The 17,605-nt window shown below is 46.0% G+C and carries 11 protein-coding genes; 6 read left to right on the top strand and 5 right to left on the bottom strand.

The annotated features are described in order from the left end of the window. Nucleotides 1-639 precede the first annotated feature (639 nt). The 4 genes from EJL04_RS08705 to EJL04_RS08720 all read left to right on the top strand — a co-directional run bounded on the left by EJL04_RS08705 (nt 640) and on the right by EJL04_RS08720 (nt 7,411). Nucleotides 640-4,005, top strand: coding sequence for a SusC/RagA family TonB-linked outer membrane protein (locus EJL04_RS08705; protein WP_021853638.1), 3,366 nt, complete (start codon nt 640-642; stop codon nt 4,003-4,005). A gap of 18 nt (nt 4,006-4,023) precedes the next feature. Then, complete coding sequence (locus EJL04_RS08710; RefSeq protein ID WP_125104677.1) at nt 4,024-5,856, top strand: RagB/SusD family nutrient uptake outer membrane protein; 1,833 nt, start codon at nt 4,024-4,026, stop codon at nt 5,854-5,856. A gap of 34 nt (nt 5,857-5,890) precedes the next feature. Further along, entirely contained in the window at nt 5,891-6,364 is a 474-nt protein-coding gene (locus EJL04_RS08715; RefSeq protein ID WP_021853640.1) for a hypothetical protein, read from the top strand. A gap of 105 nt (nt 6,365-6,469) precedes the next feature. Then, a complete protein-coding gene (locus EJL04_RS08720; RefSeq protein WP_021853641.1) occupies nt 6,470-7,411 on the top strand; it encodes a hypothetical protein in 942 nt (313 codons plus the stop codon). A gap of 481 nt (nt 7,412-7,892) precedes the next feature. Here the strand turns inward: EJL04_RS08720 and EJL04_RS08725 are convergent, their stop codons facing one another. Beyond that, the gene (locus EJL04_RS08725) at nt 7,893-8,240 is read right to left on the bottom strand and encodes a MerR family transcriptional regulator (RefSeq protein WP_125104678.1); all 348 of its coding nucleotides are present in this window, start codon (nt 8,238-8,240) and stop codon (nt 7,893-7,895) included. A gap of 284 nt (nt 8,241-8,524) precedes the next feature. Here EJL04_RS08725 and alaS point away from each other — a divergent pair, with 284 nt between their 5' ends. Continuing rightward, nucleotides 8,525-11,146 carry an alanine--tRNA ligase gene (gene alaS, locus EJL04_RS08730; protein WP_053398990.1) on the top strand — a complete coding sequence of 874 codons (2,622 nt, stop codon included), beginning with the start codon at nt 8,525-8,527 and terminating at the stop codon, nt 11,144-11,146. Between the two features lie 346 nt (nt 11,147-11,492). Next, nucleotides 11,493-11,732 (top strand): helix-turn-helix domain-containing protein, encoded by a 240-nt coding sequence (locus tag EJL04_RS08735; protein ID WP_053399048.1) that lies wholly within the window; start codon nt 11,493-11,495, stop codon nt 11,730-11,732. Between the two features lie 327 nt (nt 11,733-12,059). Here the strand turns inward: EJL04_RS08735 and EJL04_RS08740 are convergent, their stop codons facing one another. From EJL04_RS08740 to EJL04_RS08755, 4 genes are all read right to left on the bottom strand, one after another. Beyond that, nucleotides 12,060-12,728 (bottom strand): SprT-like domain-containing protein, encoded by a 669-nt coding sequence (locus tag EJL04_RS08740; protein ID WP_125104679.1) that lies wholly within the window; start codon nt 12,726-12,728, stop codon nt 12,060-12,062. A 516-nt stretch (nt 12,729-13,244) separates the two neighbouring features. After that, complete coding sequence (locus EJL04_RS08745) at nt 13,245-13,844, bottom strand: hypothetical protein (protein WP_125104680.1); 600 nt, start codon at nt 13,842-13,844, stop codon at nt 13,245-13,247. A 1,092-nt stretch (nt 13,845-14,936) separates the two neighbouring features. After that, nucleotides 14,937-15,965 (bottom strand): recombinase RecA, encoded by a 1,029-nt coding sequence (recA, locus tag EJL04_RS08750; RefSeq protein ID WP_053399045.1) that lies wholly within the window; start codon nt 15,963-15,965, stop codon nt 14,937-14,939. Nucleotides 15,966-16,347: 382 nt separating this feature from the next. After that, nucleotides 16,348-17,586 carry a saccharopine dehydrogenase family protein gene (locus EJL04_RS08755; RefSeq protein WP_125104681.1) on the bottom strand — a complete coding sequence of 413 codons (1,239 nt, stop codon included), beginning with the start codon at nt 17,584-17,586 and terminating at the stop codon, nt 16,348-16,350. Between the last annotated feature and the right edge of the window lie 19 nt (nt 17,587-17,605).

The raw sequence follows: 17,605 nt of genomic DNA on the forward strand, positions 1-17,605 counted from the left end.
TTTCATAAAATAATCCTATTCCGTTAGAAAAAAGCCAGTCTGAAAGCGTCAAAATCAAAAAGTTTTCTGTTTTATATCCTCCTTAAAGGGCGCAACATCAGAACCATGACATGGCGACAAGCCAGAAACAAATCCGGCACTACGTTTTACTTTGCCGATCAACAGCAACAACAGTTTCCTATTCTGAATCAACTCAACATCCGTAGCCCATACCCCATATTTGTTACATAAGCAGCAGCCCACACGTTAACTTTTATTATGAATCAGACAAAGTCTTAACCGGCCCATCCTGACACCAAGCCCACCTACCATATATATAATACAACATAAAGAATTGCCAAAATACAACATTATTTAAGCAAAAAACTAAACACAAAAGCATTAAAAAATAAGCCAATAAATCAAATATTAAGGTTATATAACAAAATAAATTATCCGACAAACATCAAAAAAAAGTGTTTTTATTTGTCTTGAATTTAAAATTATTGTATATTTGCACATAACAAATCTACTTTAACCGGCAGAAATCTACTTGGCCTACAGATAAAAATACCATGAAAACGGCCATGAAAAAATAGAGCAAACATATAATCATATATAGAGAAACACTAACTACTAACAATTAAAAATAAAACATTTATGCATTTACTAACAAGAAGAATCCTATTGGCATCAATGCTGCCTGTAATATGCCTTTCTGCATTTGCGCAAAAGGTAATTACCGGTACGGTGAGAGACGCTAACGGGGAACCAATGATCGGCGTTACAGTCCTTGTCGACGGAAAAGCAGGTGCTATAACTGACATCAACGGTAATTTTAAGATTCCTAATGCAACAGAGTCGACCAACCTTAAAATTACCTACATCGGCTATAAAGACCTGAATGTAAAAGTAGGCAACAGTTCCACACTAAACCTTGTCATGCAAGAAGACAACCAGGCACTTGACGAGCTTGTTGTTGTAGGATACGGAACCATGAAAAAAAGCGACCTCACAGGATCAGTGAGTTCACTAAGCACGGAAGACGTAACAGCCAAAGGAGCCGCAACTGTCATGGAAGGTCTTCAGGGTACCGTTCCTGGTGTCAACATTACAAAGAACTCAAGCCGTGCCGGCGGAGACTTTGACATTGAGATTCGCGGAAAATCATCTACAAACTCTGACACTAAACCTATTTATGTTGTTGACGGAATAATCTGCGACGACATCAACTTCCTTAACCAGCAAGACATTGAGCGCATCGACGTTCTGAAAGACGCATCGTCAACCGCGATATACGGTTCACGCGCCACAGCCGGTGTGATTATGGTTACAACCAAAGGAAGCCTTAACATCGGCAAAAAAATGAGCAAGCCGACCATCTCATACGACGGCTATTACGGCGTATCAAAAGTTGCACGTATGCCTGAATTCCAGACCGGACAGCAATTCTACAATTACCGCTTCCTGAAGTTCCTTTCTTATGGACAAGGACAGACCAACCTGGCCAACCCGATGTACATCATGGGCAATTTTGATCAAATGGCACTGGTTGACGGAGACGGAAATTCTATCCTAAAACAGATTATTGCAGGAGGACAGACCACTGACTGGGCAGATCTGGCAACACGCAACGGAACACAGCAAAACCATTACGTGGCCATAAGCGGAGCGTCTGAAAGAGTAAACTATCATGTCGGACTCGGCTACAACCAGGAAAAAGGTATCTATGTAGGCGACAGCAGAGACCAGTTCAGCTTCAAGGGCAGTCTTGACGCACAGATCAACAAGATTATCAGCGGCGGATTCACCGTAAACATGGCTTATATCAGAAACGAATATGCAAACGATGACGCCATAGAGCTTGCCTACAGGCTCAATCCTTTCTGCCAGCCATATTCAACACAGCCGGACGAAAGAAACGGATATATCTATGATGCCAACGGAAACATTCCGGAGGAAGGATACACCGGCTACTATTACAACCAATACGGACAAATATATAAAAACTACTATCCAGGCAACTCTGTAGCCATGGGTACGGCCTCGTCAACAGGCCACCAGTTCTCAGGACAGTATAACCCGCTCTACCTGATGGACGTATACACACACAAGCGTCAGACATGGCGCATGCTCGGCAATGTATATCTGCAAATCAAGCCGATAAAAGAACTCACGTTCAAGACAACATTCTCGCCAAACTTCACTTATTACCGTGACGGTGTTTTCACCGACTATGTGCTCGACTATGCAGGAGCAACAGTAGTAGGTACAACCGACACCAACGGAAACCCTGTAAACACGGCAAGTCTTGCAACGTCACGCAACATACAATGGACATGGGACAACATCCTTACATTCGACAAAGTGTTTGCAAAGAAACACGCCGTTAACCTCATGGGACTGTTCTCTATGATGGCAAGCGACACCGAAGCCACCAATCAGGCAGCACAGGGTGTGCTCGACGGCTCACTTTGGTACAATCTGTCATCAGGAACCATTGACCTTACCAATACGAACAACTCTTTCAGTGAAAACAGTATGATTTCATACGCTCTTCGCGCCAACTATACCTTCGACGAGAGATATATGCTTACCGCAACTGTACGTTGGGACGGCTCTTCAAAATTTGAACCAGACCAGCGCTGGGGATGCTTCCCGTCTGTTGCCGTTGCATGGCGCGCGTCACAAGAGAAGTTCCTTCAGAACGTAAAATGGCTCTCTAACTTAAAGGTAAGACTTTCATACGGTGTAACAGGTAACAACACCGGCGTAGGAAACTATGCTACAAGAACAACAGTAGCCGGTCCGGTTTACTATCCCTTCGGAAGCACTTACGTAAACGCTTTCTATCCGAGCAGCATCGTAGACAGATTCCTGACATGGGAAGAGTCTAAGGAAATCAACTTCGGTATCGACTTCGGCTTCCTCAAGAACCGCATCTTCGGTAGCGTGGATCTGTATCAGAAAACCTCAGACGACCTTCTCTACTCTGTAGAGCTTCCGCTCGAAGCCGGAACAGACAGCGACGGCAACCCAATGAAGCTTAACACAAACGTAGGAAGCGTGCAGAACAGAGGTATCGAATTTGCTGTAACCGCAATTCCTGTCATCACAAAAGACTGGCGCTGGGACATCTCTTTAAACTATGCACGCAACATCAACAAGGTGAAAGAAATCAACGGTTCAGGTGCAAACCTGCCTAACGACAACCTTTTCATCGGATGCTCTATCAACAACGTATACGGATATCACTGGGCCGGCATCGTAACCGACCGCGACATGATTGTGCCTAACACAGAAATCGCCGTGGCAAAAGGCCTTACACCAGGCTCAACAATGAAAGAATATGACTATTACAACATTTGCTACGGACTGCAGGAAGGCAACCCGATTATAGAAGATGTCAACGGCGACGGAACTATCGACGACAAAGACAAGAAGGTTTACAGGTCAGACCCGTCATGGACAGGAAGCCTCACAACATCTCTGTCATACAAGAATTGGGACTTGTCTGCATCACTTTACACCAAGCAGAACTATAAGGTGTACTCTGACTTCTATGCACAATATCTCGACTATAAAGACCGTGGATGGATGCACCTGAATGTTGACTATTATATCCCGGCAGGAACACTTATCGACTGCGACGGTATTAATCCCGACGGAACATACATCAACCCAGTATACCAGCAGACCACCCACTATGGTGCATATCCTTTCCCGAACGACGGAAACACTGCAGGTCTTAACGGAACACATGCCTTCAACCGTGACGGCTCACAATGCCAGGCCATCACAGACGCGTCTTTCGTAAAAGTCAAGAACATTACTCTCGGATATACGTTCCCGAAGAAATGGATCAACAAGATCGGCATCAGCCATCTGCGCCTTTATTGCACAGTAACCAACCCGTTCGTATGGACCGACTACAAAGGATTTGATCCGGAATGGGCCGGAGGCGGTGCAGAAAACGATGGTCCTAGCACTGTTACATGGGAATTTGGTGCAAGTCTTAAATTCTAACTTCAATAATCAAGAAAAATGAAAAAAATATCATATATCATAACAATGGCTCTTCTGGCACTGATGTCGGCCACAAGCTGCTCGGACTTCCTTGAAGCAGAAAACAAGACAGCCGGAGGAGACAAAATGGATCCTGAAACATATTTCAGGACAAAAGAAGGATTGGAGTCTTTCAGGGCATATGCCTTCCTTTCTTTAAAGAATCTGGCTACGGCATTAAACATCAACGATGACGGCACAGACCTCTATATGCCTTGCCGTGGTCAGGGTGCATCAGTATTCCAGGATTATTCGCTGACCGCCGAGACAGACGAAGTAAAAGACTACTACGTTGCATGTACAGGACTTATAAATAATGCCAACGGTCTTATCAACTACAACGGAGAAGAATACAAGAGATATCGTGCAGAAGGCCTATTCCTTAGAGCTTACGGATATTATCTCATGACACAGCAGTTTGGAGCTGTGCCCTACTCTGACACCTACATTCAGAGCGCAAGCCGCGACTATCCGCGCACAGACCTCGAAACTATTTACACCAACTGTGAAAACGACCTTCAGGAAGTTATCAACTCAAGCGAAATTCCTGAAATAACACATGACGGCTCTGTAAATAAAAAAGCTGCACAAGCCCTGCTCGCAAAAATATATCTTGCACACGGCTGGGACTGCAACACTACTCTCACTGACGAAAATGCCGGCACATACACCATAACATCAAAAGAAAACTTCGAGAAGGCTGCACAGGCTGCCGAGGCTGCCATCAGCGGCATACCGCTCACACAATCGTTCGAAGACAAATGGCTGCCGTCAAATGAGGACACCAATCCCGAGACATTCTTCGCAGTTCAGTATGACAAGGCAGGATGGCCCGGAGACATAAGCGACGGCGGACATGAACTCGACATCTACTACAGCCACTATTACGGCGACGTAGCTCAGGGACAGAAGTATTCAACCTCTAACAAGGCTCTCAACACACGCTCTCTGGCACTGTGGGAGAAAGGAGACACACGCTGGGACGCTACATTCATGACAACAATGTATCAGTATGACAACAGCGTGGCCGACTGGACTAAATATGGATACTTTGCATACTACAACACAAGTGTTGACAAAAACACATTGCCAATATTTGCATACTATGCTCCCACTTATGTTTCTCAAGCCGAATTTGAGGCATATCTAACAGCGCACAAATCGCAGTTTGTACGCGACCCGAATAAGCATCCGAAGGAGCCTCATGCCAACCTGCTCCACGACGGACAGATATTTGTCTACAAGTTTGACGCAGAAGGCAACTTCCTTACACCGACAATAACCAATCAGAACCTCAATGACAACAACAGAGGAACATCTTTGGAAACAACGCCGTGCGTTAAGAAATGGGACGACCCGACCGCATCTATGGGCGGAAAGACCATCAGCTACCGCGACATCGTAGTCCTCCATGCATCTGAAACATATCTTACTGCTGCCGAGGCCTATTATATGGCAGGAAACGAAACTGCAGCCCTTGAGAAAATCAACGCAGTGCGCGACCGCGCCGGAGCACCTCATCTTAACAGCCTTGCTGACTATGAAGTAAGCGTCATGCTTTCAAACTTCACTCTGCTTGACTTGATTCTGGACGAGCGTGCACGTGAATGTTACGCAGAACAGACCCGCTGGGTTGACCTTCGCCGTACACGTCAGCTGGTTCGCTACAACGTGGCATACAACTATTTCGTTACAAGTGCCGAGGATATGAAAAACATTAAAGGAGAGACAAAATGGTATCGTCCTATCCCGACATCTGAAATTTCAGGTAACGACAGCATGACTGAAGAAGACCAGAATCCCGGCTATTAATAGATTGACTTTAATAACATAAAAAATGAAAGCAATGAAAAAGAAAACATATTTATTCTTAACACTGATAATGGCCTTGATGACTTTCAGCGCATGCAGCGATGACGACGATGAAGCTGTAGGGACACAAAACCCGGAACAGGAAGTTGCAGGAACATATATCGGCACATGGAACCAGAAGCTCACAAACTCATCTGGCGAGCTGCAAGATGAAAACGAAGCTACAGGAACAATAGAATTGTCTGCCAATAGGCAGTGGGTTGCCAATGTAACACTGAAACAGGCCGATCCTGTTGTCAAAGAAGAAATATCAGATGTAGCAAACTGTTCGGGAAACAGCACTTCGGGATATATCCTGACAAATAACAAAAGTGCAAACCTCGGCAATTTCAGCGCCAAGGTAACTAACGGCGAAATTACATTTATATATGTAACGACCATAACCGAAGGCAGAAAGACCTACACTTCGACAAATACGTTTACAGGAACGCTCACTACTGCAGAATAACCAAAAGAAAATGTATGCTGCAAATTCAAGGTTTGCAGCATACATATAACAAATATTTAAAAGAAAACTTTATAATAACTTTATTAATCACTAAAATTAAAACTTATGAAAAAAATTTTATCTTTATCACTTGCCCTTATGGCAGGAATTTGCGCCAGCGCGCAGAACGTTTGTACAATTGACGCCAAAGCATGGCTGACTGAAAAGGGCGCAGCTGACCCTACAGCACTGACAGCCATCGATGCAAACTCTGTTATAGTTGACAACGAAGACGTTACAGTTTCAACAGGCGCTGCTGATCAGTACAAAGCTGTGGATATCGCATTCAACGGTTACAACAAAGTACGCTTTGGTGCAGACAAAGACGTTGACTGCTCTGACTTAGGTCTTCAGGGAAACAGCAACCCTAAAGGAGCCGGCGGTGAGGATCCTGCAAAGAACTTCGTACAGCCGGGAACAGGCGCTTACTATGTAGTAAAGGCTAAGAAGGACGGTTATTTCTATGCTGTTTTAAAGGCTTCTTCAAACAAGGCATACACTGTATTTGAAGAAGGCAAATGCCTTTCTTACACTCTTGCTATGAACATTGCTGATGACGCTGACAAGAACGCAGACCCTATAACAAACGGCGTGCTTACATACACTCTGCCAGCTGACGAGGAAGGTTTCTATGACCAGAGCAACGGTACAATCCTTTGGCCTATTCAGATTTATCACAACAACAATGCTGAAGCTACATCTGCCGGCAATGGTCTTGGCGTAATCATGTTCAAGGTTTATGCAGACTGCAACTATGTATTCAACGCAGTTGGTTCAAAAGCTTCTTTCAAAGGCTTCTGCTACAGCGAGAATCCTGTTGACGTAAGCATCGTTGCAGAAGACGGTTCTACTCTTAAGTTGCTCTCTGGCGGCAGCACTGACATCACAGAGATTAACACCGACAAGAATGACGTTGATGCTCCTGCATACAACATCGCCGGACAGCGTGTTAACAAAAATGCAAAGGGTATCGTTATAATCAATGGCAAAAAATACGTTAATAAATAAAGAGCCAGACTAAAATTCAAAGTTAATAATTTGATTTTATGTATTGAAAGGATGCCAGGACACTGTGAAGTCTCCTGGCATCTGCTTTTATCCCAAATTGCTTTCATTAAGATCCGGCAGGATTATTGTCTTAAATTGAGCGTATAGTCATTTGCTTTTTCAGAGGCATAGCGGTCTATTTCCACAAAAAGCAGACGACAGGACAATAACAGGAAACAACATGACGTATGAAGGCATCAATATTTTGTAGATTTAAATCATGTACGGAATAATGATTTAATGGGATTTCTTAATAAAGAATTTATTTTTCGGTACACTACTCCATGTCGGATAACAGCCTGTATCCACTACAAACACAGCAAATCTCAACGCATACCCTCAAGATGTACGATTAGGTGTATATCAAGATATACAGGCAACTGAAGACATATGCAGAAAGCAAGGCCGGAAAGTTATCTTGCGAGGTATTGCAAAAACAATACTACTCAAGATAATCAAGCTGTTTCTTGAGCAACTTCAGTTCGTCGCGCACCTTTATCAGACTCTCCATAACACGCGCATTGCCGTCAACAGCCTGTTTGTTTTCGCGCAACATCTTACGCGCAGCCGACAGTTTAAAGCCCCTGACCTTGACAAGATTATACACGGCCTTTACATTCTCAATGTCGGTCTGCGTATACTGGCGCACATTGTTACCGGTTGTTTTCGGCCGCAACATCGGTATCTCCTTTTCCCAAAACCTCAGCATGCTCTCGGGCACGTTGAGCATGGCTGCCACTTCCTTTATCGAGTAATAAAGCTTAAGATTCTTTTCTGTGTTCAATGCCATAATTCGTGGAAATTAAAATATGTAACGTCTGATGTTGCAAATTTATCATTTTTTTTTCATTTTCATGCTGTCAACCGAAAAAATAATACATTTCTTCAAGTTGCAGATAAAGACGCTGCCGACAGGCTCATGCCGTCCTGCGACACAATAATTTGCCGCACAGACAACAGAATTGTATGTTTTACACAATTATTTAATGATTTATGGGATTTATTTTATAATTTTGCTCCCAAATAGGCATTTTGCCTTTATCGTGAAAAGAACAAAAACAAAATATAAAGAAAATGATGACAGCTAACGAAATCCGTGAATCGTTCAAAAAGTTTTTTGAATCGAAAGGACATCAGATTGTTCCGTCGGCACCGATGGTGATTAAAGACGACCCGACACTGATGTTTACTAACGCAGGCATGAACCAATGGAAGGACATCATACTGGGAACACGCGACCCCGAACCAAGACGCAGGGCCGACTCGCAGAAGTGTCTCCGCGTGAGCGGAAAGCACAACGACCTTGAGGAAGTGGGCCACGACACATACCACCACACCATGTTCGAGATGCTCGGCAACTGGAGCTTCGGCGACTACTTTAAAGAAGGCGCCATAGACATGGCATGGGAATATCTCGTTGACGTACTTCACCTCGACCCGGCCGACCTCTACGTAACCGTGTTCGAAGGCTCTCCCGAAGAGAACCTCAGCCGCGACGACGAGGCTGCTGCCTTCTGGGCAAAGCATGTTCCGGCTGACCACATAATCAACGGAAACAAGCACGACAACTTCTGGGAAATGGGCGACACAGGTCCCTGCGGACCTTGCTCAGAGATTCACCTCGACTCTCGTACTCCCGAAGAAAAAGCAAAGACACCGGGCCGCGAACTTGTAAACAAAGACGACCCACAGGTTATCGAGATATGGAACCTCGTGTTCATGCAGTTCAACCGTAAGGCCGACGGCTCTCTCGAAAAGCTGTCAATGAACGTAATAGACACCGGCATGGGCTTCGAGCGCCTTGTGCGTGCCCTGCAAGGCAAGCATTCTAACTACGACACCGACATCTTCCAGCCTATCATCAAGGAGATTTCACGCCTTTCAGGCATGGAATACGGCAAGGAAGAGAAAACCGACGTGGCAATGCGCGTGGTTGCCGACCACCTGCGTGCCGTAGCCTTCTCTATAGCCGACGGCCAGCTGCCGGGCAACGCAAAGGCAGGCTACGTTATACGCCGCATACTGCGCCGCGCCGTAAGATACGCATACACCTTCCTCAACCAGAAAGAGGCATTCATGTTTAAGCTCATGCCTACGCTGATACACGAGATGGGCGAGGCTTATCCCGAACTTACCGCACAGCGCGAACTGATAACCAAGGTGATAAAGGAAGAGGAAGAATCGTTCCTGCGCACACTGTCCAACGGCATCAACATGCTGTCTGACGCCATGCAGGAGGTTAAGGCCGAAGGCAAGACCGTGCTCGACGGCACAAAGGCATTCCGCCTGTTCGACACCTACGGATTCCCGCTCGACCTCACTGAACTCATCTGCCGCGAAAACGGACTCAGCGTTGACGAGAAACAGTTTGACGAGGAGATGCAGAAGCAGAAGGCAAGAGCGCGCAACGCCGCTGCCGTTGAAAACAGCGACTGGACCGAGCTGAGCCAGGGCGAGCAAAACTTCGTAGGCTACGACTACACTGAATACGAATGCCACATACTGCGCTACCGCAAGGTAACACAGAAGAAGAACACCTTCTATGAACTCGTGCTCGACAACACACCATTCTACGGCGAGATGGGTGGTCAGGTTGGCGACTGCGGAGTGCTGGTAAGCGAGAACGAAACAGTGAACATCATAGACACCAAGCGCGAGAACGGACAGTCGATACACATCGTTAAGGAGCTGCCAAAGAATCCTGAGGCCGACTTCATGGCATGCGTAGACACCGACAAGCGCGAGGCAAGCGCCGCCAACCACACGGCCACCCACCTGCTCGACTATGCCCTGAAGCAGGTATTGGGCGACCACGTTGAGCAGAAGGGTTCATTCGTATCACACGACACGCTGCGCTTCGACTTCTCTCACTTCCAGAAGATGACCGACGAGGAGATACGCAAGGTTGAGATGCTTGTCAACGACATGATACGTCAGGACATACCGCTCGACGAACACCGCGACATGCCGCTCGACGAAGCCAAGAAGATGGGCGCCATAGCCCTGTTCGGCGAGAAATACGGCGACAAGGTGCGCGTGGTTAAGTTTGGCCCGAGCATTGAGTTCTGCGGCGGTATCCACGCCCACTCTACAGGCCGCATCGGCATGTTCAAGATAATATCAGAGAGCAGCGTTGCCGCCGGAGTTCGCCGTATAGAGGCCAAGACCGGAAAAGAGTGCGAAATGCTGATGTACGACCTTGAGGACGGAATGAAGGCAATAAAGGCTCTGTTCAACAACACCAAAGACCTGCTCGGCGTGATAGAGAAATATATCGAGGAGCACGACTCAATGAAGAAGAGCATTGAGCAGTTCCAGGCCGAGAGAGTTGAGAGAGTTAAGGAGAAGCTCATATCTCAGGCCCGCATCGTAAACGGAGTGAAGGTCATCGCTTCCACACTGATAATGAAGCAGGACGCAGCCAAAGACCTCGTGTTCAAGATACGTGCAGCCGAACCTGAGCGCATGCTCTGCGTTGTGGGAAGCACCTTTGACGGACGCCCCACCCTCAGCGTCATGATAAGCGAAGACCTCGTGAAGGAACACGGACTCAACGCCGGACAGATGGTGCGCGAAGCTGCCAAGCTGATAAAGGGCGGCGGCGGCGGACAGCCTCACTTCGCAACTGCAGGCGGAAAAGACATCGACGGACTGTCTGCTGCAGTAGACAAAGTGATAGAACTGGCTAATCTTTAACAAGACCACAAGCCTGCTTTGCAATAAATTCATCCGGCAAAGCCCCAGGGCACAGCTGAAAATAGCTGCTGCAATGCAGGCTAAACCATAAAACGACATATGCCCCGACAGCAAAACATGCTGCCGGGGCATTTTCTTTTTACCGGATAATCACAAAAAATCACCTGATAATCACTCCTGTGTCAGCCTCACTCCAACACCGGCAAAACCGCACTTGCACAATATGATTCTTTGGCGTAACTTTGTATACGTTAAAAAAACAGGCCGGCAGCTTACGGACATGAATGTGCCGGCAGAGAGATAAGTAAGAAAAAGGGAACCACACCACCATTACACATAAAAGGAAATGCAAGATACCAAAAAGACAAACACAGATAAGACAACAATAGGCCTGCTGATAAAGGCCAAGCTAAGAGAAAGAAAACAGTCTGTGGTGTGGCTGGCCGGCCAGTTGGGATGCAGCCGGACCAATGTTTATAAAATATTTGGAAAAAAGTCGATTGACACTGATGAGCTTATGAAAATATCAAGAATACTGAACTTTGACTTCTTTAAACTATATAGCGACAAGCTCAAAAACGGATAAAAAAAGACTTCTTAAACTTTCAGATAAATAAAACCGACACGAGGTGGGCGCTTCTGCTTGATGCAGGGGCGCCCATTGCTTTATTTCAAATCGGTCATTCGGTCTGAATATTTGCTCTATATTAAACTGATTTTCGTTAGATTTTTTGCAGGAATAGCGCGCTATGCCAAGAATAGCGAACAAAAAGACGCAAACATGAACAATAATGACAGGCTGAAGCATGAATGCACAAAACAGATAAAGCTATGTGCAGTATTATGACAGATTGGGGTTAATATGGGCAGCACACACGCAAGCCACCAACACGGCAGACAACGCAGCATGGCGTCAGCGCTGGCTGATGCCTGCCCGCACCCGGTCTAAAGGCTTCATTCTGCCCGTAAGCTCGGCAAAGACATCTTTGCCTACAATGCGCCCACGGGGAGTCCTCACAGAAGGAAACGAACTGAAAAAGTCGTCGTCTGACACATACCAGTCATATCTGACAATGCCACGCGCACGGCTCATAGTTTTGTCTATTGCCGGCACATAACGCGGACTAACCACAGAGAGCAGGCATCGCCCGTCGGTCATAGCCACTGCCAAAACCACCCTCATGCGCTTACGCGCCTTGCCGGCAGACCTCTGTACGGCGTCCATCTTTGTAGAAACGCTTATGCTCCAGCCGTCGGCGTTTATGGCGCGCATCATCCTGCGGAACACCTCGCCGTGCGGCGACGTGTCCTTTATTCGCCTCGACGTTATGCACAGATGTATCATCTCGTGCAGCAGAACGTTCTTAAAATGGCGCTCGTCGGCATCATAATAGTTGCTCAGGCGTATTGTGTAGTCGGTGTACGACTTTGAAAACATCCTGCGCCTCACCTTGCACGACATACATCCGAGCTGCGTGCGCGAGCGCCCCACTGCAAATGCGGGCACGGGCAGACTGCCGCCGAAATAGCGCACATTAAAGTCGGCAAACCATTCTTTAAGAAGTTCTACGCTTACTTGCATGGATGCAAAGTTAGCACATCTGCGACACAAGAGCAAGCGCTGCGGCAACTTTTTGCATAAGCCCAAATCGGTCATTAGACCGCATATTACTTTATCAATTTTGTGCATTGATGCTGAATCACAATGCCAAAAGAGGGTTAAGGTGGGTTCTATAAATTCCCACGTTTTATTTTTTCTTTCAATGGGCTTATGACTTTTTTCATCTTTTTGTTTTTATGCGGCTCATTTTGCAAGTTCATTCAGTCGTGTAGCCCGCTACATTTCTTTATTCACTTACAAAATCTTCTCGCCTAAAATCAAAAATCTGAAAAAGCGAATTTATAGAACCCACCTTAAGCACGAAAGAATATTCTCTCCCCGACCGACAACAAACAAGCCAGCACACCAACGCCGCAGACATAAAAATAACAGCCATGCCTTGCTCTATAAAAATTGTCAGCAGCATGACAGTTCATACTGCTGACAACAATATCTGTTCTACGCTGATGTCAATCAGACTTGCACCGGCATGCAGCATTATCTGTCATACTGATACGTTACGGGCACGCTGAACTTTAATCCGGACGACATCTCTACAGTAAGGTCAAACCAGAATGTGCCGTGGCCTTCAGGACGCTTGGTAAACCATAAAACTGTCTTATCCGAGTTAAGCAGCTTGGTGTCGGCATAAGATATGTTTTTAAGGGTGTCTGACACAACTGTTGCCCACGGATTGTCGATACCCATTTCATCAGAAGTACTCCATCTTGACTCGATATATTTGCACAAGTTCTCGTTTTCAGGCTTATTCTTTTCTGCATCCGCAACAGTATATCCGTTGCGTATAAAGTCATAATAAGAACGCCCGCAGAACAGCACGATGTCTGCCAGCGACGTGCCCTTGGGATGCTGTGCATCATAATCTGACCTACATGTTACGTCTATCTTTTTTATTGAGTCGCTGACAACAGAATCCAAAAAATAAAATCCCGGTACACGATAATAGGCCGTGTCACCAAACTCTCTTGCCACCTCTTCTGCCGCTTCATCATTATACCATTCACCAAGAAGAGAAAATCGTATATATGGATCGGTCTGTATACTGTCGTAAGTGTCGCTCATATAAAAATATCTCAACTGCTTTGCCTTTATATACACTGAGATGTAACTTTTTTCAGAAAACTTCGGAGTTCTTCCGGGATTGATATTATTATCATCATTATCACACCCATAAAAAAGAGCCACTGACACAACTGCACAGAAAAGCAGTTTAATATAATTGAACATTAATCTCTTCAACCCAGTTTCTTTTCGTGTCTTTTCCATAAAAATCCTCCTTCTGATTAAAATCAACAAAACAAACTTATATAATAAAAAATGAATAAATAACCGCTAGTTTTCTCCAAAGATAAGAAAATAATGCTATATATACAACTCAGAAGTCAAAATATTAACAAAAAACACACAAATACATATAAATTTACACTGCAACAAATCACCTGAACAGATAAATATAACAGCCCAAAAACAATACTGGCGCGCACATGATTGCACGCACAAAGCCCTTCAGATAAAGGTTTTGCACAGATAACACTCTGCAACACATTCTGGGCTTTACGCTTACACTCTGACTTTTGCTGACGCTCTCATACTGCGATATTCTGAAAATAAAATTATCCGGCCGTAAAAACCGGCAAAAATCGTGTGCAAACATAAGCTGCGACGCATCAGAACATTACAGACAATCTACAGCGTTGTGTGCAACGATTTTGCCTGAAAAACGGGCAAAAACCACTGCTTTTTGGCACCAAAAACGGCCAGTTAAAGATGAAAAAACAGTGCATTAACGCACAAAAAGTGGCATATTAATCTGACAAAAACATGCCTTTAACGATGTTTTGTAAATATTGTTTACCTGCAAAACCATATTTCTGCCTAAGCATTTTCTATTTCGCATGAAAATCATGACATAAACACGATGACAAAATGAAAGGCAATAAAGCGTTGCAAGTTTCAAAAATAAAGAGCCATGCAAGACGCATGACAGATAACCGTAGGGACGTACCCAAGGGACGTCCGGATGATAAAGGCACATGATTTATACAAAAAGGCGATGTGGACACACCTGGGGTGTGTCCCTACAGAACATAAAAAAATCCGGCACAGACGCCGTTGCGCCCATGCCGGATGTATATTCAAAAATATTTATAACACAAGACAGACGGCGTATTACTCCACGCTGTCTGATATAGCCTGCATTATCAGTGCCTCAATCTCCTCGCACAGTTCAGGATTGTCTTTCAGCAGCGTCTTGGTTGCGTCGCGTCCCTGAGCCAGCTTGCTTCCCTGATAAGAGAACCATGAACCGCTCTTCTGTATTATGCCATACTCAACACCGAGGTCAACAAGCTCGCCAACCTTAGAGATTCCATCGCCGAAGGTAATCTCAAACTCAGCCTTGCGGAACGGAGGAGCCACCTTGTTCTTAACCACCTTGACGCGAACCTGATTGCCGATAACCTTGTCGCCGTCTTTTATGCTCGTAACGCGGCGTATGTCGAGGCGCACGCTGGCATAGAATTTCAGCGCGTTACCGCCGGTTGTTGTCTCAGGGTTGCCGAACATAACGCCAATCTTCTCGCGCAGCTGGTTGATGAAGATGCACGTTGTGTTGGTCTTGCTTATAGTAGACGTAAGCTTTCTGAGCGCCTGACTCATCAGTCGTGCCTGCAGACCAACCCTGTTGTCGCCCATATCGCCCTCAATCTCGGCTTTCGGAGTGAGCGCAGCCACTGAGTCGACCACCAGAATGTCTATCGCTGAAGAGCGTATAAGCTGATCGGCTATCTCGAGAGCCTGCTCACCGTTGTCCGGCTGAGATATCAGCAAGTTGTCGACATCCACTCCGAGCTTGGCAGCATAGAAGCGGTCGAAGGCATGCTCGGCGTCGATAAAGGCAGCAATGCCGCCCGCCTTCTGAGCCTCAGCAATGGCGTGAATGGCGAGAGTTGTCTTACCGCTGCTCTCAGGACCATAAATCTCTATTATTCGTCCGCGTGGATATCCGCCCACACCGAGAGCGGCGTTAAGGCCGATGCTTCCGGTGGGAATGACCTCAACCTGCTCGATGTTCTCGTCGCCGAGCTTCATTATCGAGCCTTTGCCGAAGTCTTTTTCTATTTTGGCCATGGCAGCCTGCAAGGCTTTCAGTTTGCCTTCCTGTATGCTCATGCCCTCTGTATCTTTTTCTTTTGCCATATAAAAGCGTTTTTTAGTAATTGAGAATGGAGAATTGAAAATGGAAAATTATGATTTGCATTGCTGATATGCATATAATCTTCAATGTCTGTCTAACAGTTCCACTCGAAATATTTAATTGAGAATTGAGAATGGAGAATGGAAAATTATGATTTGCATTGTTGCAATGCATTTAATCTCCAATGTCTGTCTAACAGTTCCACTCGAATTATTTAATTGAGAATGGAGAATGGAGAATTATGATTTGCATTGCTGATATGCATATAATCTTCAATGTCTGTCTAAACAGTTATGAACCAAATACTCCTATCCCATTAGGAATTATAAATTTCAAAACTCACCATCCCAATTATGAATTATGAATTGTGAATTATGAATTAAATTACAGTTCCAGGTCGCCGTCGAACACTTCGTGCCAGGGCAGTCCCTGCTTGTTGAGCTGCTCCATGAACGGATCCGGATCAAACTCCTCTACGTTCCATACGCCCGGCTTGCGCCACAGACCTTTAAAGAACATCATTGCGCCAATCATGGCGGGCACACCTGTTGTGTAGCTTACGCCCTGCATGCCTGTCTCCTTGTAAGCCTCCTGATGCGAGCAGTTGTTATAAACATAATATGTGCGCTCCTTGCCGTCTTTCAGTCCGCTGATACGGCAGCCTATGCTTGTCTCGCCGTCATAGTTCTCGCCGAGATCCTGCGGATTAGGCAACACAGCCTTGAGGAACTGCAGCGGAACAATCTTAACCTTGACAGTCTTGCCTGAGCCGTCGGCCAGCGGAGCCTCATATTCAATCTCGTCGATGCGAGACATGCCGATGTTCTGAATAACGTCGAGATATGTAAGATATTGCTGTCCGAAGGTCATCCAGAAGCGTGCCTGCTTGATTGTAGGATAGTTCTTAACGAGGCTCTCCAGCTCCTCGTGGTGCATCAGATAGCTCTCGCGCGGACCGATGTTAGGATATGTGAGCGCCTTGTGAACCTCGAGCGGCTCGGTTTCAAGCCACTGGCCGTCCTTATAGTAAAGTCCCTTCTGGGTAATCTCGCGGATGTTAATCTCAGGGTTGAAGTTTGTTGCGAAAGCCTTGTGGTGGTTTCCTGCGTTGCAGTCAACGATGTCGAGATACTGAATCTCGTCGAAATGATGCTTTGCAGCATAAGCTGTATAGATGCCACTCACGCCCGGGTCGAAGCCGCAGCCCAGAATGGCTGTAAGTCCTGCCTGCTCGAAGCGCTCCTTGTATGCCCACTGCCAGCTGTACTCAAAATGAGCCTCGTCCTTAGGCTCATAGTTTGCTGTGTCGAGATAGTTGCATCCGCAAGCCAGACAGGCGTCCATTATAGTAAGGTCCTGATAAGGCAGGGCAAGGTTGATAACCAACTCGGGCTTATAGTCGTTGAACAGAGCCTTGAGCTGCTCAACGTCGTCGGCGTCAACCTGCGCCGTCTTTATATCCATGTTAATTCCGGCCTTGTGGATGGCGTCGACAATCTGGTCGCACTTCTCCTTACGGCGACTTGCAATCATGAACTCGGTAAACACGTCAGCATTCTTTGCTATCTTGAACGCTGCAACGGTAGCTACGCCACCGGCTCCAATCATTAATACTTTTCCCATTTTAAAAATTTATTTTGCT

The organism is Prevotella marseillensis, from assembly GCF_900625065.1.
Taxonomy (GTDB): Bacteria; Bacteroidota; Bacteroidia; order Bacteroidales; family Bacteroidaceae; genus Prevotella; species Prevotella rara.